Origin of the sequence: Thermoleptolyngbya sp. M55_K2018_002 (assembly GCF_015295965.1) — a bacterium.
In the GTDB taxonomy this organism is placed as follows: domain Bacteria; phylum Cyanobacteriota; class Cyanobacteriia; order Elainellales; family Elainellaceae; genus Thermoleptolyngbya; species Thermoleptolyngbya sichuanensis.
In genome coordinates, this window is the sequence record NZ_DVEA01000325.1 from 1 (window position 1) to 20,187 (window position 20,187).

At 57.7% G+C, this 20,187-nt stretch carries 28 protein-coding genes; 3 read left to right on the forward strand and 25 right to left on the reverse strand.

Features of this window, described 5'->3' with window-relative positions; genetic code table 11:
• Positions 1–146: 146 nt before the first annotated feature.
• The 9 genes from IGS51_RS16475 to IGS51_RS16515 all read right to left on the reverse strand — a co-directional run bounded on the left by IGS51_RS16475 (position 147) and on the right by IGS51_RS16515 (position 7,024).
• On the reverse strand, positions 147–1,232 hold the full coding sequence (locus tag IGS51_RS16475; protein WP_297079892.1) for a hypothetical protein: 1,086 nt from the start codon (positions 1,230–1,232) through the stop codon (positions 147–149).
• A gap of 313 nt (positions 1,233–1,545) precedes the next feature.
• Positions 1,546–1,923, reverse strand: a complete 378-nt coding sequence (locus tag IGS51_RS16480; RefSeq protein ID WP_297079894.1) for a hypothetical protein — start codon at positions 1,921–1,923, stop codon at positions 1,546–1,548.
• Positions 1,924–1,966: 43 nt separating this feature from the next.
• Complete coding sequence (locus IGS51_RS16485) at positions 1,967–3,172, reverse strand: phosphoadenosine phosphosulfate reductase family protein (RefSeq protein ID WP_297079896.1); 1,206 nt, start codon at positions 3,170–3,172, stop codon at positions 1,967–1,969.
• Positions 3,172–3,345 (reverse strand): hypothetical protein, encoded by a 174-nt coding sequence (locus tag IGS51_RS16490; protein ID WP_297079898.1) that lies wholly within the window; start codon positions 3,343–3,345, stop codon positions 3,172–3,174. The genes IGS51_RS16485 and IGS51_RS16490 overlap by 1 nt, the downstream gene beginning before the upstream one ends.
• Positions 3,342–3,650: a hypothetical protein gene (locus tag IGS51_RS16495; protein ID WP_297079899.1), complete on the reverse strand. Its 309-nt coding sequence runs from the start codon at positions 3,648–3,650 to the stop codon at positions 3,342–3,344. The genes IGS51_RS16490 and IGS51_RS16495 overlap by 4 nt, the downstream gene beginning before the upstream one ends.
• A complete protein-coding gene (locus tag IGS51_RS16500) occupies positions 3,647–4,777 on the reverse strand; it encodes a DUF3102 domain-containing protein (protein ID WP_297079901.1) in 1,131 nt (376 codons plus the stop codon). The genes IGS51_RS16495 and IGS51_RS16500 overlap by 4 nt, the downstream gene beginning before the upstream one ends.
• The gene (locus IGS51_RS16505; protein WP_297079903.1) at positions 4,774–5,526 is read right to left on the reverse strand and encodes a hypothetical protein; all 753 of its coding nucleotides are present in this window, start codon (positions 5,524–5,526) and stop codon (positions 4,774–4,776) included. Before IGS51_RS16505 ends, IGS51_RS16500 begins: the two co-directional genes overlap by 4 nt.
• Positions 5,527–6,657: a hypothetical protein gene (locus IGS51_RS16510; protein ID WP_297079905.1), complete on the reverse strand. Its 1,131-nt coding sequence runs from the start codon at positions 6,655–6,657 to the stop codon at positions 5,527–5,529. It lies immediately after the preceding gene.
• 67 nt (positions 6,658–6,724) lie between these two features.
• Positions 6,725–7,024, reverse strand: a complete 300-nt coding sequence (locus IGS51_RS16515; RefSeq protein ID WP_297079907.1) for a hypothetical protein — start codon at positions 7,022–7,024, stop codon at positions 6,725–6,727.
• A 218-nt stretch (positions 7,025–7,242) separates the two neighbouring features.
• On the opposite strand from IGS51_RS16515, the gene IGS51_RS22405 reads away from it, so the two are divergent.
• Complete coding sequence (locus IGS51_RS22405) at positions 7,243–7,437, forward strand: helix-turn-helix domain-containing protein (RefSeq protein ID WP_367279364.1); 195 nt, start codon at positions 7,243–7,245, stop codon at positions 7,435–7,437.
• Positions 7,438–7,515: 78 nt separating this feature from the next.
• Here the strand turns inward: IGS51_RS22405 and IGS51_RS16520 are convergent, their stop codons facing one another.
• From IGS51_RS16520 to IGS51_RS16540, 5 genes are all read right to left on the reverse strand, one after another.
• Positions 7,516–7,764, reverse strand: a complete 249-nt coding sequence (locus tag IGS51_RS16520; protein WP_297079909.1) for a hypothetical protein — start codon at positions 7,762–7,764, stop codon at positions 7,516–7,518.
• A 337-nt stretch (positions 7,765–8,101) separates the two neighbouring features.
• Positions 8,102–8,290: a hypothetical protein gene (locus IGS51_RS16525; protein ID WP_297079911.1), complete on the reverse strand. Its 189-nt coding sequence runs from the start codon at positions 8,288–8,290 to the stop codon at positions 8,102–8,104.
• Positions 8,287–8,808, reverse strand: coding sequence for a hypothetical protein (locus IGS51_RS16530; protein WP_297079912.1), 522 nt, complete (start codon positions 8,806–8,808; stop codon positions 8,287–8,289). Before IGS51_RS16530 ends, IGS51_RS16525 begins: the two co-directional genes overlap by 4 nt.
• Entirely contained in the window at positions 8,805–9,533 is a 729-nt protein-coding gene (locus tag IGS51_RS16535) for a hypothetical protein (RefSeq protein ID WP_297079914.1), read from the reverse strand. Before IGS51_RS16535 ends, IGS51_RS16530 begins: the two co-directional genes overlap by 4 nt.
• Positions 9,534–9,595: 62 nt before the next feature.
• A complete protein-coding gene (locus IGS51_RS16540) occupies positions 9,596–9,775 on the reverse strand; it encodes a helix-turn-helix domain-containing protein (RefSeq protein WP_297079916.1) in 180 nt (59 codons plus the stop codon).
• A gap of 145 nt (positions 9,776–9,920) precedes the next feature.
• Between IGS51_RS16540 and IGS51_RS16545 the strand changes: the two genes are divergently transcribed.
• Positions 9,921–10,520 carry a hypothetical protein gene (locus tag IGS51_RS16545; protein ID WP_297079918.1) on the forward strand — a complete coding sequence of 200 codons (600 nt, stop codon included), beginning with the start codon at positions 9,921–9,923 and terminating at the stop codon, positions 10,518–10,520.
• On the opposite strand, the gene IGS51_RS16550 is transcribed toward IGS51_RS16545, so the two are convergent.
• Positions 10,517–11,125 (reverse strand): hypothetical protein, encoded by a 609-nt coding sequence (locus IGS51_RS16550; protein WP_297079920.1) that lies wholly within the window; start codon positions 11,123–11,125, stop codon positions 10,517–10,519. The genes IGS51_RS16545 and IGS51_RS16550 overlap by 4 nt on opposite strands.
• Positions 11,126–11,298: 173 nt before the next feature.
• Between IGS51_RS16550 and IGS51_RS16555 the strand changes: the two genes are divergently transcribed.
• Positions 11,299–11,610, forward strand: coding sequence for a hypothetical protein (locus IGS51_RS16555; RefSeq protein WP_297079922.1), 312 nt, complete (start codon positions 11,299–11,301; stop codon positions 11,608–11,610).
• On the opposite strand, the gene IGS51_RS16560 is transcribed toward IGS51_RS16555, so the two are convergent.
• The 10 genes from IGS51_RS16560 to IGS51_RS16605 form a co-directional block, all read right to left on the reverse strand.
• Positions 11,603–12,055: a hypothetical protein gene (locus IGS51_RS16560; protein ID WP_297079924.1), complete on the reverse strand. Its 453-nt coding sequence runs from the start codon at positions 12,053–12,055 to the stop codon at positions 11,603–11,605. The genes IGS51_RS16555 and IGS51_RS16560 overlap by 8 nt on opposite strands.
• Positions 12,056–12,059: 4 nt before the next feature.
• The gene (locus tag IGS51_RS16565) at positions 12,060–13,064 is read right to left on the reverse strand and encodes a hypothetical protein (RefSeq protein WP_297079925.1); all 1,005 of its coding nucleotides are present in this window, start codon (positions 13,062–13,064) and stop codon (positions 12,060–12,062) included.
• A 33-nt stretch (positions 13,065–13,097) separates the two neighbouring features.
• Positions 13,098–13,700 carry a phage tail protein gene (locus IGS51_RS16570; RefSeq protein WP_297079926.1) on the reverse strand — a complete coding sequence of 201 codons (603 nt, stop codon included), beginning with the start codon at positions 13,698–13,700 and terminating at the stop codon, positions 13,098–13,100.
• Positions 13,690–14,790 (reverse strand): baseplate J/gp47 family protein, encoded by a 1,101-nt coding sequence (locus IGS51_RS16575; RefSeq protein WP_297079927.1) that lies wholly within the window; start codon positions 14,788–14,790, stop codon positions 13,690–13,692. The genes IGS51_RS16570 and IGS51_RS16575 overlap by 11 nt, the downstream gene beginning before the upstream one ends.
• 12 nt (positions 14,791–14,802) lie before the next feature.
• Positions 14,803–15,237: a GPW/gp25 family protein gene (locus IGS51_RS16580; RefSeq protein ID WP_297079928.1), complete on the reverse strand. Its 435-nt coding sequence runs from the start codon at positions 15,235–15,237 to the stop codon at positions 14,803–14,805.
• A 100-nt stretch (positions 15,238–15,337) separates the two neighbouring features.
• Positions 15,338–15,772 carry a hypothetical protein gene (locus IGS51_RS16585; RefSeq protein ID WP_297079929.1) on the reverse strand — a complete coding sequence of 145 codons (435 nt, stop codon included), beginning with the start codon at positions 15,770–15,772 and terminating at the stop codon, positions 15,338–15,340.
• A 43-nt stretch (positions 15,773–15,815) separates the two neighbouring features.
• A complete protein-coding gene (locus IGS51_RS16590; RefSeq protein ID WP_297079930.1) occupies positions 15,816–16,841 on the reverse strand; it encodes a phage late control D family protein in 1,026 nt (341 codons plus the stop codon).
• Positions 16,842–17,063 carry a tail protein X gene (locus tag IGS51_RS16595; protein ID WP_297079931.1) on the reverse strand — a complete coding sequence of 74 codons (222 nt, stop codon included), beginning with the start codon at positions 17,061–17,063 and terminating at the stop codon, positions 16,842–16,844.
• 151 nt (positions 17,064–17,214) lie between these two features.
• Entirely contained in the window at positions 17,215–17,691 is a 477-nt protein-coding gene (locus tag IGS51_RS16600) for a phage tail protein (protein WP_297079932.1), read from the reverse strand.
• A 108-nt stretch (positions 17,692–17,799) separates the two neighbouring features.
• Positions 17,800–20,097 carry a phage tail tape measure protein gene (locus IGS51_RS16605; protein WP_297079933.1) on the reverse strand — a complete coding sequence of 766 codons (2,298 nt, stop codon included), beginning with the start codon at positions 20,095–20,097 and terminating at the stop codon, positions 17,800–17,802.
• Between the last annotated feature and the right edge of the window lie 90 nt (positions 20,098–20,187).

Consider the following 20,187-nt stretch of genomic DNA (forward strand, 5'->3'; position numbering starts at 1 on the left):
GGGCTGGACTCCGATCAGCTAGCCAGGCGCACCAAAAAAGCGAAAAACACGCTCTTTCAATATCTCCGCTGGATGGAGGGAAAAGGTTTGATCGCCAGGTGCTCTGGCGATGGACTGAAAGGGCTGTATTGCTCATCAGGAATAAATCACTCAGGCGCGGCTGGCCCATCAGCGATCGCCCTTCGATAAGCGGCCTTGTGCTGCTCAGGGCGGGCGTAGCGCTGGTAAAGATCAGCGTGTAGCTTGGTCGAATGCCCTGCGTAGTCTGCGGCGGTGCGGTCGGGCAACTTGAAAGTGATTGACGCACGAACACACCAGGCATGGCGCAGCGCGTAAAGGGGGAAACCCAGATCCCAGCGTCCAGGGCGAAACTGGGCAGCGCATCGGGCGCTGTAGTCACGCTTTTTACGGACAGGGAAGACCGGACGTTCGACTTCGCGCAGGTTCCATCGATCAACCCACTCCGGGTAAAGTGGCGGCACATCCCGCGCCCCGGTCTTGGTGTCTTCGTCAACCCTGCACCACAGCATTCCATCAATCTCAACCATGTGGCACATCCAAGCCTCGTGGTCGCGTAATCCGTAGGTGGCGATCGCCCCCACGATCCACTGCCAGTCGCGACGGCGGATAGAGTCGATCACTTGCTGAATCTGTGCATCGGTCGGCAGGTCGCGCCGCTTAACTGCAGGCTTGCCCTTGTAGGGCGACAGGTCGCACTCAATTTGAGCAAATGCAGCTAGCTTGGTAAACTTGCGGATCGCAATTTCGCGGGCAGGGCTGTGTATCTGCCAGTGCTTGAGAGTAACAGCAAGTAGCTCCTGAGTGAGAGGGCGATCGCCCGGAATCCGCTTGAAAAACCGCCAGTCGTAATCTAGCCAATTGTCTTCGCTGAGCGTGAGTAGACGGTGCTGATGGTAGCGATCGATCCAGTGCGCCGCTGTTTCAACCTGTCCAGCAAGAGCGATCGCCGACCAGTGCGACCATTCAAAGGCGCTGCGAGACAGCTCAGAAGCCAGGTCAAAGGCGCGGGCGCGGGCGTACTCCAGTCCGCTTGGGGTGGCGTAGACTCCAAGGGCGATCGTTGTCTGGGCAGGGCGATTTCTGGCAGAGCCGGGACGTGGGGGCAGGGTAGCTCTCAGGGCAAGCTTATCGCCGCGCAGCAGCAACCTAACACCTGTTTCAGGATTGCTCAACGCGGCGTTGATGCCCTCGACAGTCAGCTTTCGAGGCATAATGGAAGTGCTGATCAATGAATTAAGCAAAAGCGCAGCGACGTGACCCGCTGCGCTTTTTCCATAAAACCACACTGATCTAGATTTGATCTAGCGGACGCTTATTTAATGAATCTATATCCTTGTCGATAAAGGTTTGAGCGATCGCCCGAATCATTGCCCAAAAGGGCTAAGGCTCATATTCCTGGGGATTGCGGCGCTTTTAGGCGGGCTTTTCTAGGGGTTTGTGTCAGAATCATTACTGGTTGCCAGGAGCCAGAAATAGCAGTAGTTTGAGCGATCGCACTTTTTGACTGATCTAGTGTTGATCTATTTAGCCCGCCCTCCTGCGCCGCCTACCCAGCATTACCTCTCGCTGGTGAACTGGCAGCGCCAGCCATTCGAGGGCGCGGGCAAGGTGAATTTTGTAGACGGGTCTTGCTGCGCCCGGGGCACGATCATCTACTATCTCAATACCTATCCTGAATTTGCCAGAGCGAATTGCACGGCGCAACATGTCGCTACTAGGGTAGCCCAGTAGTGGGGCTGCCTCAGCTGCGGTAAGCAAGCGCCGCTCAGCACTGGCAGGCGTGGGGGCTATCTGTGCGATCGCCTGTTGCATGGCATCCATCCGCGATTCCATGTAATCAAGCTGGGTTTTGGCTTCTTGCAGGAGGGCGATCGCCTGCTGTAGTTGCTGTTCTAGTTCCATCGGTCTTTCTAGTCGCTGCAAGGGGTCGTATCGGGCGTGATGCTTAGGCGAGGGTGAATAGCAGGTTCTGAACCGACCCATCTTGATAGACCTCCGGCAGTAACTCTGCACCGTTTGGCTCGGAGCCGTCCCATTTGTCGGGGAAGGTCTTGAGGGCGATCAGCTTTCTGATACGCGCTTCCTCCTCGTCGTTGATGAGGCTGACGTGAGGGCGATCGCCTGCCAGGGCGTTCACTTCATCCTGAATCGCCAAAACTTGCTCAAGGAAATGCGATCGCGCCTCTAGGGTCAACGGCCCGACTCGACCGGGGTTTTTGACCAAGCTTCCGTCTGCCTTGCGTTCGCTGCCGTCTTTGCGGAGGCGATGACGGAAATCGCGCATTTGGCGATGGAGCGATCGCACTCGTTGCAGTGGGGCCAGGTAAGCCCAGTTTGGGTTTTTGATCAGCCGCGCTAGAGCGTCATCCTCATTGCCAGATACCAGCGGACAGCCGACGCAGCCCGTCCGCATTGACAAAGCCTCTTCGCCATCGCTCTCGACCATGCCGTAGGCTTCGGCAACCATTTCCGTTGGGTAGCCTTCAAACGGAGCTTCAAAGTTTAGCCAGTCCCAGACGTGGCAGACCCGCCAGTGGAGGATAGGGGCAAGAGTGTCGGTGCGGTCTGCGGTCATCGACTGGAACCAGCCCTGTCCACACTCGCCGCCGTCCTTGGTGCAGCTCACTGCGATTCGTTGGTCACGGGCTGCGCTCTCACCCAGTCGAACGCCTGTGAGCATCAGCAGGCGATCGCCCTCATCTAACTGCGATCGCACGTCGGCAAGTGCTTGGGTCATGGGGTCTACCTTGATTTGGCGCGTACACCAGCGCAGTGTGCCGTTGTTTGGCGGTGGCACGCCCCGTCCCAGGATGTAGACCCAAAACCGCTTGTCAATTTCCGGTAGTACAACACGGGCATCAAAGCCGAGTTCTTTGGCAAAGTCCAAGACTCGCAGCGCTGAGAAGTGAAGCGGTGGAAGCTCTTGACGGGTGTCGGCATAGAGCAGGGTTAGGCTTTCGGGCTTGGGGATTTGCCCGGTTTTGATCAGGTGCAGAACCAGGGTTGCCGTGGCGGTGCTGTCTTTACCGCCGCTAAAGGCGATCGCCCAGTGCTTGTAGAACTGTCCGTAATGCCGCAGGTTTTCGGCGGATTGGGCGATCGCGCCTTGCAGAGTGAGGCGCTGATCTTCAAATAGGCTGAGGGTTCGCATCACTTGTCTCCGAGGCTAAAGGGTTGGACGGGGCGCGGGTTTTGGGGCTGGGTCAACGGGTCGTCCAGGAGTTCACGCTCTAGGTCGTCTAGCAGGCGCTGGCATTCAAAGCCGGGGTATTTGGTGCGGTAGCGGGCGATCGCATTTCTGAGGGCATTAGCTTCGATTTTCATGGGTCTATCAAGGTAAGTTGACCGGGCGAAACTTTGACGGAGCGCATCTTGGCTTGAGATGTAGCCCACTGTTGAAACTCAATGGCGGGGCGATTGGTTTTGAGGAACTTGCGGGCTAAAGCAACCTCTTTGAGCCACTGCTTGTAGGGGTGCCACTTGCGGTCTCCAAAGGGATACGCCGCGCTGATTTTTTTGAGGGCGTCAGCAGAATTGAACGGCTCGCAGAGGCAGGCTTGCTGTGCTTCGTATTCGAGCAAGGTGTCGGCGATTCGGCTGCGGGCTGCGTTGCGCCAGTGGCTGTTCATGTGCTGCTGTTCCTTACGTAGAATTCAAAGGTTTTTGTTAGGTGCAGGGCGATCGCATCCACACGCTCCATGTCCCAGTCCAAGGCGTTGGTTCGCACAACCCGACGGATTGCGTAATGCAGCTCGGCTTCGACACCGTGGATTTCTTGCGCCGCCGTTGCTGGCGAGTCGCTGGTATTCTGCCCAAACTGCGCCTGGACTTCAGCCAGTGAGCTACCTAGGTTTTTGTAAACCTGGGTTGAGACTAGGGGGGGCAATTTAGCGGACTGGTCATTGGGTGCTGTCCGATGGTCATTGGGTGCTGGCTGTGGCGGATAGAACAGCCCGCGCCCTGCAAACACCTTGTAGAAGCGCTCTGGGTTCTGCCCGAAATAGAACAGCGTCTGCCCTTGGCGGTTGCCGCCTGTGTAGTTTTTGTATGGGTTGCAGAACTCCAGCCTGCCCCTGAGGTCAAGCCGGACGGTGGCTGCTGCTGCGAGACGCTGAAACCAGCCTGCGTCGGTGCAGTTGTTGCGGATGGCGATCGCCGCCCTGATACCACCTGCCTCCCATTCGGCAATCAGGCGATCGCTAAACTGCTGCACCAAGGGGAAAGAGTAAGGCGCGTTATCCCAGACGGTGATCTGGTCTTTGCCCACGATTGACCAGGGCTGCGACAGCCCGTCTTCGTCTTTGCCGTAGAAGATCGCCGCCTTGACCGTCTCGTTTGCTTTGGGGCAGGATGCAGGGTCAAGGTCGATTTCACCAATCACGCGCCGAACGTCGTCCATCAGGGTGTGAGGCGAGTAGGATTCATCGCCCTCGCCAATGGATTCGGGCTTTTCTTCGGGTTCCTGCTTCTCCTGGATTTGCTCCAAGGCTGCGGTTAGGGATAAATGCGTCAGGCTGTCGCTTTTGCCCTCGAACCGTTTGGCAAGCTGCATTGCTCTTTGGGCTTTGCGCTTGTCGATGCCAATTTGCTCCAAGTAGGCGATCCATGCGCCGTGCTGGATTTCCTGCTTGCGCTCAGCTAAGGCCTGTCCCAGCTCGAAGTAGAGCGCCGCTGCGCTTTTGGCAGCTTGCAGGGCGGTTGCTTCGGCTTCGGTTGCCTGTTCGTAGAGCGATCGGATTTGGTCGTCCGAGGTCATGCTGTCACCTCCAGCCCACGGCAGATGTACGCGCAGTTTGTCGGCGTCTCCGTGCCGTCATCAAGGCGGACAGTGATACCCCAAGCCCCTGAATAGTCTCGGTAGTCAAACCTACACACAGTGCCCGATCGCCCTTCATAAGGGCATGATCCCTCCTGCCGGATTTCCCTTTGCTCTGACTTGCTAAACCCGCTGATATCGAACACCACGCGATCGCCCACTCGGAACCCATCTACCTCCTCCGGTGGCTGTGGCTCTGCGGGAATGATGCGGGGGCTGACGGGCAAGCTCTGAGCTTTTGGCATGCCCGCAATCTGCGATCGCGCCTGATCGACTATTTGCCTTAGCTTTAGCCCCGACTCGTTTTCAGGAGATGCGCCGCGCTGACGGCGCTGGTGAAATGCTGCATCTGTTTCGACTGCGATCGCCTGCCGTTGCAAGTGCAGTGCCTCGCAGAACTCCGCCCATCGCGGTTCCCTGGAGTAGTCCGCGCCGCCCACCGGAATATCCCAGCGAATAGCGGTTTCACCCTCCTTGCTGGCAAACTGCTTACGCCCGTGGCATGTCCGGCGATTGCAGTAAATCGGCGGGGACAGGTGCGGATCGTAGCTGGGCATAACGGAATCGATCTCGGCTTGACGCAGGACGGCAAAGCCGCTATCGAAACAGCAGCGGCAGTTATAGCCTTTCTGGAAACTGTAGGCAGCGCGATCGCCACCATTCACCGTGACACTAGGCGCTTGAAACATCTAGCCGACCTCCGGCAGTTGATAATTTTTCGGTTCGTCTGGGTACTTGTGCCAGACCGGGTTGCTAAGCACCCATTGGCGATATTCTGCATACAGCACCCCTAACTGGTCAGTTGAGCGGCCGTTGTTGCGAACCAGGTGAACCAGCGCCTCATGGCGCGGATCGTCGTATCCCCAGCGCCGGAAATCGGGGGCGATCGGGTATTGCGAGAGATCGGCGCTAGGGGTTTCGCTCGAAACTTTTGGCGCGTTGGCGATCGCCTTGTCTCGCAGAATTTCCAGCCCCGCCCAGTCTTCGCGCCTGACCAGGTTGGAGACAAGGCGCTTGGCATCCGCCAGTTCGTGCGGCAGCTCGTGTTTCCGCAGATGGGCGATTGCCTCTTTCAGGACACCCGGCGCAAAGTCAGAGAAAGCTGGGCCTACCCATGCGTCACCCAACCCAACAGCAACCATTGCCGGGTGCTTGTGCCCCTGCGCGGCAAATCGTTCGGCAACACGATCGCGGGGCGGGGCGGAACCTACAACCTTCAGCTCAACCATGACCGACCCGTTTGACAGGGCGGATTGGTCTTGGCTTTGCCGCGAAGCGGGTGGGGTGGGGGAGGGTTCTGGCTCTGATGGCGCGATCGCGCCTTCCGGATCTCCCTCTTTCTCTGGATCTGGATCTGGATCTGGATCTGGATCTGTAGTCTTTATCTGTATCTGTATCTGTGGCGTTTCATTGGCGTTACAAGGCGTTTCATTGGCGTTACAAGGCGTTTCATTGGCGTTACTTTCTTGCTTTTTTAGCCTGCGATGCTTGTCAACACGGGCTTTCACGGCTTCGGAGCGATCGCTCGGTTTTTCAAACTGTCGTCTGTCCCAATTCACGATCCGGAGCCTGCCGGATTCGGTGAATTCGACCATTCCTTTGGCAACGAGTTTGTCGCGGTAGTAGAGCCAATCCTGCTCAGTTTTAAATTCGCAATAGTCCGAGATGTCTTCGTCGTCGGCGTGGATTTCGCCGCGAACCTTGTTCATACTTGCCAGTGACAGCAAGACGACCCACGCCCATTTCTCTTGAGGGCTGAAGCGCCTGATTTTTACATCACCAATCAGGTCGTGGTGAAGCTTGAACCATCCGTAGCTCATTTCAGGAAACTCGCATGAGAAATAAGGGCGATCGCCTCCACAGCAACCGCCCGGTTTACAAATCGAACTAATCGAGAGCGATCGCCACGCCGCTCCCAAACGCAGCGCGAATCACCCGACGAACAAAGCGCAGGTCGGGATTGTTGGTGTGCAGCACCACGATCACGTCGGAGCTGCAATGAGGCGAGTCTTTCACCAGCTCTACGCGAATCTTGTGGAGCCGCTGACCGACTGGTAGATCCTCGTCGATCGCTTTCAGGACGTGCAGTTCTGGGATGTAGCGCTCGTCGCGGTACAGCAGGCGATCGAACACAAAAGGACTTGCGGACGTAACGCCAAGCGTTAAACTTACAGTAGTTGGTGACATGATTTTGTTGATCCTCGGAGTTTGTGCTTTGGGATCTGCCAGCGCTGCCTACCGTCCAAAGTCTGCAAGCGCTGGCAAATTTTTTGTCTTGAAACCGGGGAGCGATCGCCCCCTGATTTCTTGTTTCAGTATATGCCATTTGTTGGCTAGTCCGCCAAATGGCGCTAAAATTTTTATAGTACCGAGTTCTGATGGCACTGATGAACACCCTAGATGAAATGCTCACAGGTCGCGGCGTTACCTCGTCGTGGCAATTCCACAAACAAACTGGACTACCGTTGACCACGGCTCGTAGGCTTTTCAAAGATCGAAGGGTCATACCCGATCGCGCTTCCATGACTAGGATTTGCCGGACGTATCAAGTTCAGCCTGGCGACTTCCTGCGGTTTGATCCCAGTTCGCCTGACGAGTAAAACGTGGTTGGGCTGCCGCAAGTGCCCTCCCAGCCCAACCACTAGCCCCGCCCCCGCCGCAAACGGAGGCGGGATTTTTTATGCGCTCTTGCTCACGGCATAGCCAACGTAATCAGGCACGTAGCCCCGCCAGTCGGGCCGCAGCTCATCTAGGCGATCGATGATGCGGTTCCAAGCGTCGTAGCTGTTCAGCTTGGGCACACCGAGCGATCGCCCTGCTTCGTGAATTGCTGCCACAAACGCGCTGTGCTTGTCCCTGTTCTGCGGGTCTTTCCGCTGCGCGTCGCTCGTTTCTTTCAGCCGCCGCCACTGCTGTTCACTAAGCATTTGCAGTACCTCTCTTGAAACCCACAGCCACGATCGCCCTTCCGTCGCAGTAGACCGATCGCCCCTCCCAGTTCAGGCAATATTCCCACTCGGTTGCCACTCGGGTAGCCTGTTCGACTTGGCATTGCACCCCAGCCGGGATGCAGCCGCCGCACCCCCTGACCGGGAGCTGGGTGTACACGGTGTCTCCTGCCCTGAAAGCGGGCAATGTTGTGTTGATTCCGAATCTCGTAGCCATCTATCCTCCAAACGTTTACAGAGTGGTCAAAATTTCGTAATCCTGGGCGGGTGTAAGGGCGATCGCATAGGTCGCCGCCCCAAGGGCGATCGCCCTGCCTTAAATCGCCTTCTGTGGCACAGGTCGCAGGTCTTTCTCAGTGGCGATCGCTCTCAACCCCTGGCATTCAACCAAGTAGCGATCGCACCCCTTGTGCAACCCCACAATCTCCACCACCGCCCCTTGAGGCAGGATCACGCCTGCACCCCGAACCACATTCGCCAGTACAACTGCTTGCCCAACGTTCACGATTCGATCTCCTGGGGTGTGTAGTAGTTGAGGCTGAGCTGAAGGGTCTTGGCAGCAAACTCCGCCCGTGCCACCGGGTCGCCTGGATGGGGCGTGGCAACGATCGCCGCGCAAAGCTGCAAGTCCTTCAGCAAGCCGTGATCCACGTCCACGACTTTGCAGCCGGCCGGCGCGGACTTGCCCTTGAAGTAGCCCTGAGTGCGATCGCCAGCCAGCAGCGCAAACCGCTGCCACGCCTCAACCCAGTCCCGGTCTTTGGACGGGTTCATCACCCGCAGGCAGCAATCTTGTAGCCGCTGCATTAGCTCGGCTGGGATGGTAACAAACTCCTGATCCAGCGCTTCGACTGTCAATGACCCCTGCGCGTAGTGCCCGGTGTCGAACAAGAACGCAGCCACGCAGAACGCCTCGGCTTCAGAGGCATAGGTCAACGCCGTCGCCCTGCTCCCCCACCGCACAGCCTTGCCAGGGCTGGGCTGCAACCAGAACGATCGCCCGTGACGAATGACATAGCTCATGCTGTCCTCCGCCCGTCTTTGATTTCTGCCATTGCGGATCGAAATTCGTCCCGCAATTCTGTGTTAGCAGTGAAATAGCTAGGGGTTAACCCGGATCGTCTTAGAATCTCGCTGGCGCTGACGACCTCCTGCCGCCGCAGGCAGATCTGAATCTGCTCTCGCACCCTGGCATAGCTGCCAAGCTTGTCGCGTCGCAGCAGGCTCCGCCTCTTTGGAGCTTGCGGAGCCTGCTGCGATCGCCCCTCTGCAACTGGTTTTTCTGCGATCACTGGGGCGATCGCGCGCTCTTTCAGGACTCTGCAAGGGCGATCGCTCCAACCCTGAGCAATCCTCGGCTGCTGCCCTTGGTTTTTCAGCCACAGGCGATCGCCCTCTAGCTTTACGCCATCTGTCGCTTTTATCAGCAAATTGACCGCCGCCAAGCGGTCTTTTTGCTCCAGGTCGGCAAAGATGCAGGTTAGCTCCGTCATCTGTACACCGGGGCGACGTTCCGCCCACAGCAGCAGCGCTTTCTTTCTGTCTTCATCCACGATCGCCCGCCGCGGCTTGCGGCGGCTGAGCTGCGCCTCTCTGTAGCTCTGGTCAAGCCAGAAGTTTCTGAGAATGAAGCCGGGTTCTAACCCCAGCTCCCTTTCAATTTCGGTTCGCTTGGGGAGGGCTGCGCCTGAGCTGACGTAGCGCTGTATAACCTGTCGGACGCTATCTGCTTGTGATATCTTAGGCATAAGTTTCAATTTCAATCGTTGACGTGAGAACCGCTGGGCAGCAAACCCTAAGCGGTTCTTTTTTAAGCAGTTTCTTGCTCTTGGATCGCTTGCTGGCTCCAGCGCCGCCGCCACCGAAATACGGTGGATTGATCGACACCGAGCCTGCGGGCGATCGCCGGGTTGCTTAGCCCCTCACTAAGAAGGGCTTTTGCGACTTTGCGTTTTTCGTCATTGGCGATCATGGCTTTGCGTTTTTGCAATGTTCTTTGCGAAGTCTACCACTCGCCTTGCGAGTTTGACTACGCATTTACACAAAATTTACATTCTCGCCGTAATCTAGAGTTAGCCGCCCACCACGCAGCATCCAAAACGCACCATTGCATACCCCACCCGTAAGGGGAAATTATGAGCAGCCGATTTTATGATCCAGAGGGACTGAAGCGCGTTGGACGGATCGTCGAAGAGGAGATACGGTCGGGGAGGATCTCGGGGCGGCGGTTGGCAGAAAAAGCAGGCTACTCAGAGGCTGCTGTTAGAGATATCCAGAAGAACCTGAAAGCAGCGCCAGGCGAGGTTTACCGTGAGCCTCGCCCAGACTTCATTTTGGCGATCGCCCCTCACCTCACCAATCCAAAAACCGGGCAGCGCTTTGATCCAGAGGAACTATTGGCGATCGCCCGTGGACTCGACCCATCCCCTGCGCCCATGCCCTCACGACCCTATGGATGCGCCGCCGATCTATTGAACCAAGCGGTCGCTTCCCACGGCTTAGACGAGGCTGCTGAAATCAGCACAATTCCCCGGAGCCGACTGGAAATACTGCTATCAGGAACGGCGCAGCCGACGGCGGGGGAGTTGACGTTACTACAGGCGCTACAACCACTGGATCGTGAGTGGTGCGATGCGCTGGCGATCGCTTTCGGTGGCACGATCGAAAAGGGCGGGCGCGGCAAGCAAAACGGGCACAGCACTCAAAGCAAGCGCAGCAAAGCACCCCGGCGCTAGAGCGGTTCGCGGTGCAGGTTTTGCATCACTCGCAGCCACACGCCATTCTGATGCACCAGCCAGCCGCGCACGGTCAGCAGGATCGGCTCGTTCTCAAAGTTGAGGGCGCGGTACTGGAAGTTATCGATAAATTTGTGGGTGGCGATCGCCTCATTCAACCGCTCCAGCTCCTCTGGAATGTGCCACGGACGGATGTCTCGCCCAACCCAGGAACTGCTGCACTTGCTGGCTTGATTGAACTGGCTGCTGCTCCAGACGCAAGCCTGAGTGCCCATTGCGATCGCACACGCCTCGACTTCCGGGTTCGGGAGCTGCCAGGTGAAAGGTATTTCAGGAACAAGAAATGACGGCGGCTGCATGATCAAGCACGGTTCAACCGTGGTGAAAAGCTGTCCAGATTCTCGGATATAAACTGGGATTCTGTGACTAGTGATTTTACGCCCGTGTTCTACCAAGATTAAGACGACCGCTTGGCGATCGCTCCATCCGCACTCAACGCAGATCTGTCCGTCGCCATTCAGGAAGAAAATGCAGCGCCCTAGTGCTTGCGACTCCGCGGGGCTGGCAGCCAGTCGCTGAAGGAGGATTTGGGTTGGACTCGTCACGATTTCCTGATTCCAGCTCTACCGTCAACAAAGCACCCCGGAGAGAATATTAGCAGTTTCGACAGGATACGTCTGTTCTTTCACCGCAAGACTGTCTAAATCGACAGGTTTGACTCTGGGTGGCTAGATCGCATCCTGGTATAAGAACAGACAGATTCACTAATACAGCCATTATGCTTAGATTTTTCCTTATTTTGGCGATCGCCCTCCCGATTGCTGCCTGCGAAGTGGACTTCCCCGCCGCCCAACCGTCCCCATCCGTCAGCCCCGCCGCCGTCACTAAAGCCGAATTTGATCAAGTCCAGCCAGGCATGACCCTGGCAGAAGTCGAAGCAATCTTAGGCAAAGGCGAGGAAATCAGCCGGAGTGCGATCGCGGGCACTGAAACCGTGATGTACCAATGGACTAACGCTGATTTCAGCAATGCCAACGCCATGTTTCAGGATGGCAAGCTAATCAGCAAGTCCCAAGCGCAACTCAAGTAAGGTCGAAGCCTGCCAGGGGAAAGTGGCGCGCAGTCAGTCGCTCGACAATCCACTCCAGCTCGGAGACACTAAAATCTCCCGCTGAAGTGGTCGCCATCGCGGATCTCAGGTTGTTGAACCCATATACGAGATTGGGCAATCTTTTGGTTCCGGAAAGCGACAACATTACAAGCTGTAAAGCGTTTGAGGCTGCGACGGATTCATTTCCGGCAGCAAACGCCCGCCCAAATGCTGCCGAGTCCTGGAGATCGTCAAGCAGTCCATCCCAGTCGGGCGGGTCGGGCTGGGCAAGGTAGGCGGCGATCGCCTCCTGCGCTGCCTCTTCCTGCACCTCGGCTGGTTCGTCTACCCAATCAATGCGGAATGTGCCGCCCCCCGTGTCTGCAACGCCGTGGATAGGGGCGATAAGGGCGATCGCCTCATGAAGCTGGATCAGGTTCGGCATCTTATTACATCCTTAAATCAATTCTTAGTCCGGGGTTGCTGAGGCTGGCAGTTCCACCAAACGCCGCCTCGCTCATTTGAATAAAGTGATAACCACTAGGGATGAAGCCCTGCCCAATAGTGTTGATACTATAAAGCCCCACCACGCCGGGGACTAGGCCGGTGCCTGGTGCGTTCGCATCAAGAACGACGGCGATCCCGCCCGTGGGTGCGCCCGCCGCGACGTTCAAAATAGCCGAAACTAGCCCATCAATAGTCCTACCCGTGACGATTTCCACCCTGCCCTGTCCCACAGTGGTGTTGTTGTTTACCGCTCGATAAGTGGTACTGGCGTAGGTGTAGCTAGCAGAAACATTCGCGCTTAGGGGTCTAGGCTCCTGGTTCAGCTCGTTATACACAAAACGGCGTGTGTTGTCGTCGGTACACTGCCCTGCGGTTGGATTGATCCGAATCGTCCCCAAATAGCGCCTCAAGTCCGAGTTTTTGACCAGGACACCGTTTTGCCTCACTAGAGCTACTGCGCGAGTCGTTCCGTTCGTCCAAGCGACCGCCTGAAGCGTGAGAGTCCCAGCGTTGTCAAACAGGAAGATGTCGTAGTTGGTGTTTGCTAGCAGTCCTGCCAGCGAGAGCGATCGCTCTGTAAATGTGAACGCCTCCCACCGAGACAGTGTGGTGTTATACAGCGACACCACATCCCCGTTGTAGGGCGTGTAATAGAGAACCGTCGCACCCGCCGCTGTTCCAGTAGGGTTTCCGCTGACCAGTGTCAAGCGCCCCTGAGCCAGTCCCGCGATCCCTGCCTGCTTGAACGCCTCAAACGAGTTTTGGGCAACGGTGTCACCCACCCCAATAAACGCTGCCAGTTGATCATTCAGCCAGCGATCGCGGCGCGCCAGCTCTTTAAGCTGCTTGTTTGGCGAGTTAACCTCATTTCCACCCAGCGCCAAATCGGATGTTTCGATCCGAGTGACTGGGACGAATCCCGACGGAGTATCGACAATATCGACCATGTGAGAGCGCTGCTGACTACCTGCCAGCGTTCCCTAGATATTCTTGATGCCGTCGTACTCCTGACTTCCGTCGTAGCTCCAAGAGCCGTCATATTGCAGCAGGTTGGAGAACAGCGAGATATCACCAATCCGCAGATCTAGAAGCTTTGTGCGGGCGTTTTTCCATTCGTTAATCAATCCCACAATCAACTCGATCAGCGCGGTGCTGACCTCCGACTGCACGGGATCTAGAACGACGATAAACCCGTCTAAGCGCTTACCAATGTACTGCTCTGAGCCGTCGTAGCTCCACGAGCCGTCATAGCGCAGCGGCGGGTTTTCCTCCATCGTTGCGCCTGGGTAGCCCACCAGCGCCATCACTCGCAGCACGGCAAACGGGGTGCCCGCTTTTTTGTGGAGAGCGATCGCCTCTTTCACCAGCGCCCGTCGTTCCGCCTCGGTGCTTGCCAGGTTCCACCCGCGCAGCCCCAACACGTTGAATTGATCCGCCAGGTGAATCAGTGCCGAGGATTCCACGTTGTCGATGTCATAGACCGACACGATACCAGGGGCGATCGCCCCAATCCGCCGCGCCAGCTCCTCAAAAATGCGGGCGCGTTCGTCATTGACTGATCCAGGCAGCAGACTATCCGTCATTGGTTCCTGTAATCGTCACAGTTAGCCCGGTCATGTTGAGATAGTTGGTCGGGCCCACGATGCTATCAGAAGCTGGGCTGGTTACAGTTACGCTGTAGACCCCTTCCAGTGACAAGGCTGCGACAAGCTGCGATCGCACCAGGTCTTGCCCCAGTCGTGCTTTTTTGGCGGCGGCAAATTGGGCGATCGCCGTATCAAGCTGTATCTGTAGCTCTGTCAGGTCAGCCGTGGTGTACGCGACGACTTCCACAACCGTGGAAACATTAGTAACACCCGGAGCTAGCACTGTCACATCATCACAGATCGGGCGGGCATCGGCTGCCGTCAGCGCGTCGGTGATTGCGTCCAGTAGCTCAGAGGGGAGAGAGCCGTCAGCGGTCAGCGGGTAGACCTGAACAATTGTCCGCGCAGGCGAAACCACCGCCACGTCTACGATTAGCTGGCTCACTTGGCGAGTCAGATAGACGTATTGCCCCACAGATCCTGCTGTGGTGAACAGGTTGGGCGCAAGCTTCACTCGCTCCCGGTATGGTTCGTCCGCCTCGATTTCAGCCCCGCCTGAACTGGTGGTCGTATTGGCGGCGCTGATAATGCCTGTGACAGAAGCTGTCAGAATATTGATCTGCCCTGCGGTGAATCCGTTCCCGACTGTCCCCGGCTGGGTACAGGTGGCGATCGCGCTTCCGGTCGGCACGCCCGCACCGATAAACAGATTGTCGTCAGTCTCGAACGTTACGCCGTTGGTCGCCTGCACTCGCGTCCCGGCGGGCACGTTCACCGCCTCACCTAAGATGCCCTTGGTGAATTGCAGGGTCGTCTTGGCAAAACTGGCAGCCAGGCGCGGCGTGCTGACCAGCGCCCCTAGCTGATCTAGGTTTACTCCGACTGCATAGTTCACCAGCTCTTGCTCTGCGGTGTACTGGATCTCCAGCTTGTGCAGCGCTTCCTCATACGCCAGCAGGTTGAGCCACAGACGCTCAACTTGTGCCGGAAACAGCGTCCGGCCAGACACTTCCTGCCAGCGCTCAATCAGCGCAGCCTCAATGTTTGCGGGGTCACGGTCGATAAAATTGGGGCGCTCCAGAACCATGCAGAACCTGCACTAAATTACTACGTCGAGTTCTTGCACAACGTCGGAACCGACGATCTGCCAACTGAGGGCGATCGCCATCCGCTCAATGCCTCCCTCATAGGGGCGCGTCTCAATCGTGTCGAGGTCAATCCGCGGCTCCCAGACCTCGATCGCCTCCACCGAGTCACGAATCACAAACGGCGTGGCTCGTGGGATCGGGTAGTCGATGTAATCCCACAGATCAGAAGCAAACTCAGGGCGGTGGATGTCGTTGCCGCGCGGGGTTTTCAGGATGGTGGCGATCGCCTGCTCCAGATCCTCGCCATCGGCGGCAATGCTCCCAATCTCACCGAGCTTGTACTGCCACCACGCCTGCACAGGTTGAATCGGCACGAGTTCGCCAAGTCGGAGCGATCGCCAGGATTGCAGGGCGCTGTAGTCGGGATGAGTAGCTGCGGTGGTCATGTCGGGAGTGTTCCCAAAAGCGTCGCCATGTCGTTTTTGGAACGGATGGAAACGGATAAGATACGGATGGCGATCGCCTTCACCCGATCTCAAAAATGTATCAAGCGTCACCAAATTGATTACTGGCCGTGATGCGATCTGATCCCGACGATTCGTCGTCATTATCGGGGGCCCCGACGCAAACCACCGGAATTGTATTTATGGTCGTCTCGGTCGAGCAGGTGATTTCAACCCGCGTGCAGTCAACTTGCAGCACCCCCGTAATCCGATCGCCCACGATCTCAATCCCGCCAATCTTCAGATAAAACTGGTCGAGGTTGGTAATTGGCGGCGGGTCGCTTTCGGTGTAGATGCCGCATAGGATCACGCCCTGTTCGGCGTTCTCGTCCATCAGCACCGCTACACGCTGACCGACGCGGGGCATCCAATAGAAGAAATTATCGTCCTTGCTGTTGTGATGCCCGACGGGAATGGGCATCGTCTCAAGATTGTCGAGATCTTCAATGCGGGCGATCGCCGTCCCATTGCCAAACACCTGCACAATCTCAGCGAAATGCAGACTGCTTGCACCACTGCTGTTATTCCCGCTGCCCTTCGACTTCGATCCCTTTGATTTCAGCACTGGATTTATAGCCCTCGCGTCTCGTTAGCGTGTGCCGTACTTGCTCAATCTGGTATTTCCCATTCAAGCCGAAAAAGCCTGTCAGAGTCAGGTTTGATCCGGCATTAAGCCTCACGTTTCCCTCAATATCCAGATTCCCCTCGATCTGCCCCTTGTTGGCGCGGCGCAGTTGTTCGGTCGCTTTGGCGATCGCCTGCTCCCGATTCTCGCATCGCTCCCGAATTTTGAGCACGTCACCAGCAGCGGGCGCATCCTCCTTTGCCTTTGCCACCTCTTTGCCCTGAGCGTCCACTTTGGCGCTGATGAATCTGCCCGTCTTGGGATCTTGGTAGCTAATCTCAGCGCTCTTGTAAGTACCGGCTGTGCCCCGTTTCAGCGAGTATCGCGCCAGGTCTTTGCGGTCAAGGGCGATCGCCGCTGCCGCTGCCTCAAGGTCGGACTCTTTGAAAAACACCAGCTTCTCAGTGCCCTCGACCTTGAAGATCAGTCCGTAGTCAGCAGACAGCTTCCGCAGGAATTCCAGGTCGGTTTCTTCCTTCTGCGTCACCCGCTCCAGTCGGATTTCTGGCACGTTGCCGACTAGTTGCAGCTTATGCTTGTCAGCGATTCGACGGGCGATCGCCCTCAGTGTCGTATTGCCGTAAGCTGTCGTGTTTTTTTGCCTTAGCGCCGCCGTCACTGGCGTTGCCAGCCCTTTAAGGCGCAGGGTGTCGGGCGCGCCCGTGAACTCCGGTTCATCCACCTCGAAGCTGCTGCCGATCAGCGCCTCGCCCAGATAGCCGATCCGCAGCGTGACGCGATCGCCTGGCTTGGGATACCAGGCATTCATCCACCGCAGATCCAGGTTTTCTAGGGTGATTTCTAGCTCGTCGCTCTCGCCTTCGAGCTTGTCAGTGTAGGCGATCGCCAAAACATACGGCTTGATGTCTTCCGTGATGTCCTTGCCCTCGTAAGTGAGGCTGAACGTGGGGTATCTAACCATTTAGCGCTTCCACGGTGGCAGGGATTCCAGATCGACCGTCGGCGCGGCTTGTTCCACGACGGGCACCCTGAGGATCGTGCCAGCAGAGAGCGATCGCACTCCGAGGAATTCAGGATTCGCCCTGATAATCGTCTCGTAGCCGTAGGGATCGCCGTAGGCTTGGAATGCGATCCAGTCCCAGCGCTCATCGTCGGTCGTGGTGTACTCGATAAATTCGCTCATCTCGCTCACCTACGTGACATCCTCCCGACGCTCACCCTAGCGGGTAGAGCGCGGGCTTCCCAAGATCGCTCTTGGGGTTTCCTGCTTCATCAGGGTTCCCAGGCAACCTTCCTCCACAGGCAGTATCATGGCCCCCCGAACCCCCCGCTAGTTAACGTCTTCTAAAGGGTGACACCAGCGCAAAATTCTTCGCCCGCCTTGCCCCAAAGTTTTTGGGAAGTGGCGCTTCCTTAAGCTTAACCGTCGCCTCTAGTTGCAGTGTCCGACCCACTTCATCGGTCACGATCAGGCTGCTGGTGATGTCGAGGATCACAAACGCGCCGACGTATCGAGAGCCAATGACCAGTCGCAGCGGCTCGTGCTTTGCCATCTCGTCGCGCAATAGCTTGATCTGCTGCTCTGGGTCGCACCACTCGTACAGCCAGCGAAACGTCATATCCGCTTCATGCAGCGCGTCACCCGTCCACTGCAACCGGGGCTTGCCCTCGATCCGATCATGGCTGGCGTACTCGGTCGATTCCTTTAGCCCAAACGAGTTGGGCGCGACCTCAAGCTCAAACTCGACGCTGCCCAAAACGCCCCAGATCCGGCGGCGTGGTTTGTTTAGTGGTGGGGGTGCTAGTGCCATCAGTAAGCCACCCTCGCTTGCCTGGATTCCTCGTTACGCAGCAGGCGGGGCAGCATCTCGCGCAGTCGCTCGTCAAGCGTATTGGCGATCGCCCCTCCATCAGCACCCTCACCCACGTTCACGGTGATTGATACCGACACAGACCCGCCAAACCCACCGCCCCCTACCAGAAACCGCAGGCTGCACCCCGCCCCCCGACGGCGTAGACAGTGGCGACAGCGCCGATTGCATAAACGGCTGCACTGGGACTGCCTGCATCCCTCGACCCAGCATCCGTATCAGCTCAGCGCCGGGCGACGACGCAGGCGAGTTGAACGATCGCAGAATCCCCTCGCGCACGGGCGAACCGGGCAAGGCTGCTGCAATGCGAGCCGCCACCGCCCCGATCGCCCCTGTCACTGCACCAATACCCGCCGTAATACCCGCTGCCAGTCGCTGCATCAGTTGCGCCCCTGCACTGTAGAAGCGCCCCGCCAGTCCGGTGATGATGCCGACCATTTGCGCGGCTGCTCCGGCGGTCGCTGCCACCATTGCGGAAAGCTGTCCAATCACTTGGGCGATCGCACTCACCACGACGGCGATCGCGCCCCCTACCATTGCTCCAAAGCTGGCAGCGCTAAACCCTGCACTGTTGAACGCTGCGCCAATCTGCTGGATCAGCATACCGACCGGGGTGAGCTGAGCGATCGCCAGCCCGAATTGCATCATCCCGGCGACCATCTGGGCAATTCCTTGAGCTGCCACCATCAGCGACGGAGCCATCGCAGCAAAGAATCCTTGCAGTTGGGCGATCGCCGGAGCCGCCGCCGGAATCACCGCTGCAAATCCCTGAGCAAAGCCCGCAAAGAACTGGCTAATGCCCGCGACCATTGGGGCGATCGCACTCTGAATACTGGCAAATAGCCCTGCAAAAAACCCGCTAATCGGCTGCCAGTTGCGGATGACCAAGTAGGCGGCAGCAGCCAGCCCAGCCCCGATCGCCACAATCGGGCCCAACCCGATGCCCCCAATGATTGCGCCCACTTTCACCAGCGCCCCAGCCAGTCCCATCGCAGGCAGCACCCCCGCTTTGATGGCGGCGATCGCCAGCATGAAGCCCTTGATTCCGGCGATCGCCCCGCCAATTGCCCCAAACGCTGAAACCAGGGAGCCGACCGCAACGAGTACCGGCCCGATAGCAGCAGCCACCAGCGCCAACGCCACCCCGATTTTCACGATACCGGGATTTGCGCGGGCGAACTCTGCGATTTTCTGAACGATGGGGGTCATGCCTTGGGCGATTTGGGCGATCGCAGGCAGCAGCACCGAGCCAATCTCAATCGATAGGATTGACATCGACGTTTTGAGCCTAGCCAGTGCCGCGCCGCTGGTTGCGCTGGCAGTTTCAAAGCTGCCCCCTAAGCGCCCAACGTCCACGCCCTCAGCCGATTCGATGGTCTTTCGGAACTGCTCTACGTTGCTGACAGCCTTGGCAAGCATGGCGCTATCAGAGCCAGAACCGAATAGTCCTTGGATAATGCCCGATGCGTTCCCGCTTGCCTGAATCCTGTCCATCAGGTCGAGGAACGCGCCCGATGCGTCCTGCTTGATGGCAGACTCCATGTCTTTGGCGGATATCCCGATCTCTGCAAGTGTTTCCTGGAATCCACTTGTCTGCCGGGTCGCGTTTTGCAATTTTGGCAGCATCCCGACCAAGGCAGTGCCCACCACTTCCGGCGCGTCCCCCAAGTTCAGAAATGCCGTTGCTAGCCCAGCCGCTTCGGTGTTGGTCAAGCCGAACTGACGCGCAGCACCCCCCGCCCGTCCCAGAACGTTGACGATCGCACTCTGAGAGGTTGCACCCGAGTCGCCCAAATAGTCGATGGTCGCGTTTAACTGCCTCAAACCCTCAATATTTACGCGCCCTTGGCTGTCCATATAGCCGAGGACGTTGGTCAGTTTGGCGATCGCCGCCCCGCTCTGATCCGTACTCATGTCGAAGGCAACTCCTGTCTGAGCCACCAGGCGGTTGTAGTCCTCGATCTGGGGCGCTGCGATGCCCAGTTTGCCCGCTTCTGCTACCAGATCAGCCATTGCCGTCGGCAGGATGCCAAGCTCCTGAGACAGGCGCATTACGGTGTCGCGGGTGGCGTTGATTTCTGCCTGGGTGTCGGCTCCGACGGCGCGATTTGTGCCCACCATTGCCGACTCAAAATCCATCGCGGCGTGAGCTGCTGTGGTCAGGGCGTTCTGAATCGGACGACTGACGGTGTTCGTCATGCGATCGCCCAGATCCGTAATACTCCGCCCCAGGTCACGGGTCAGAAACGACTGATTCGACAGCGCCTCAATCTGCTGTTGCACCTCGCGGATCGGGCCGGAGGCGTTGTTCAGGGCTTCGATGAGGATCTGGAGTTTTTCGCTCACTTCTTCTTCTGCGCTTCCCGCTCAGCCTTCTCTCGCGCTTTTTGGAATCGGATCACCTCGCGCCGCCAGAAAGCCAGCTCCTCAACCGTC

Coding starts and splice junctions, on each gene's coding strand:
- IGS51_RS16595 (WP_297079931.1), bottom strand. CDS start 17,063: ATGAGCGAATTTATCGAGTACACCACGACCGACGATGAGCGCTGGGAC.
- IGS51_RS16520 (WP_297079909.1), bottom strand. CDS start 7,764: ATGCTTAGTGAACAGCAGTGGCGGCGGCTGAAAGAAACGAGCGACGCG.
- IGS51_RS16570 (WP_297079926.1), bottom strand. CDS start 13,700: ATGACGGATAGTCTGCTGCCTGGATCAGTCAATGACGAACGCGCCCGC.
- IGS51_RS16480 (WP_297079894.1), bottom strand. CDS start 1,923: ATGGAACTAGAACAGCAACTACAGCAGGCGATCGCCCTCCTGCAAGAA.
- IGS51_RS16530 (WP_297079912.1), bottom strand. CDS start 8,808: ATGAGCTATGTCATTCGTCACGGGCGATCGTTCTGGTTGCAGCCCAGC.
- IGS51_RS16485 (WP_297079896.1), bottom strand. CDS start 3,172: ATGCGAACCCTCAGCCTATTTGAAGATCAGCGCCTCACTCTGCAAGGC.
- IGS51_RS16560 (WP_297079924.1), bottom strand. CDS start 12,055: ATGCCGAACCTGATCCAGCTTCATGAGGCGATCGCCCTTATCGCCCCT.
- IGS51_RS16515 (WP_297079907.1), bottom strand. CDS start 7,024: ATGTCACCAACTACTGTAAGTTTAACGCTTGGCGTTACGTCCGCAAGT.
- IGS51_RS16490 (WP_297079898.1), bottom strand. CDS start 3,345: ATGAAAATCGAAGCTAATGCCCTCAGAAATGCGATCGCCCGCTACCGC.
- IGS51_RS16545 (WP_297079918.1), top strand. CDS start 9,921: ATGAGCAGCCGATTTTATGATCCAGAGGGACTGAAGCGCGTTGGACGG.
- IGS51_RS16475 (WP_297079892.1), bottom strand. CDS start 1,232: ATGCCTCGAAAGCTGACTGTCGAGGGCATCAACGCCGCGTTGAGCAAT.
- IGS51_RS16565 (WP_297079925.1), bottom strand. CDS start 13,064: ATGGTCGATATTGTCGATACTCCGTCGGGATTCGTCCCAGTCACTCGG.
- IGS51_RS16495 (WP_297079899.1), bottom strand. CDS start 3,650: ATGAACAGCCACTGGCGCAACGCAGCCCGCAGCCGAATCGCCGACACC.
- IGS51_RS16535 (WP_297079914.1), bottom strand. CDS start 9,533: ATGCCTAAGATATCACAAGCAGATAGCGTCCGACAGGTTATACAGCGC.
- IGS51_RS16600 (WP_297079932.1), bottom strand. CDS start 17,691: ATGGCACTAGCACCCCCACCACTAAACAAACCACGCCGCCGGATCTGG.
- IGS51_RS16590 (WP_297079930.1), bottom strand. CDS start 16,841: ATGGTTAGATACCCCACGTTCAGCCTCACTTACGAGGGCAAGGACATC.
- IGS51_RS16505 (WP_297079903.1), bottom strand. CDS start 5,526: ATGTTTCAAGCGCCTAGTGTCACGGTGAATGGTGGCGATCGCGCTGCC.
- IGS51_RS16510 (WP_297079905.1), bottom strand. CDS start 6,657: ATGAGCTACGGATGGTTCAAGCTTCACCACGACCTGATTGGTGATGTA.
- IGS51_RS16500 (WP_297079901.1), bottom strand. CDS start 4,777: ATGACCTCGGACGACCAAATCCGATCGCTCTACGAACAGGCAACCGAA.
- IGS51_RS16580 (WP_297079928.1), bottom strand. CDS start 15,237: ATGACCACCGCAGCTACTCATCCCGACTACAGCGCCCTGCAATCCTGG.
- IGS51_RS16555 (WP_297079922.1), top strand. CDS start 11,299: ATGCTTAGATTTTTCCTTATTTTGGCGATCGCCCTCCCGATTGCTGCC.
- IGS51_RS22405 (WP_367279364.1), top strand. CDS start 7,243: ATGCTCACAGGTCGCGGCGTTACCTCGTCGTGGCAATTCCACAAACAA.
- IGS51_RS16575 (WP_297079927.1), bottom strand. CDS start 14,790: ATGGTTCTGGAGCGCCCCAATTTTATCGACCGTGACCCCGCAAACATT.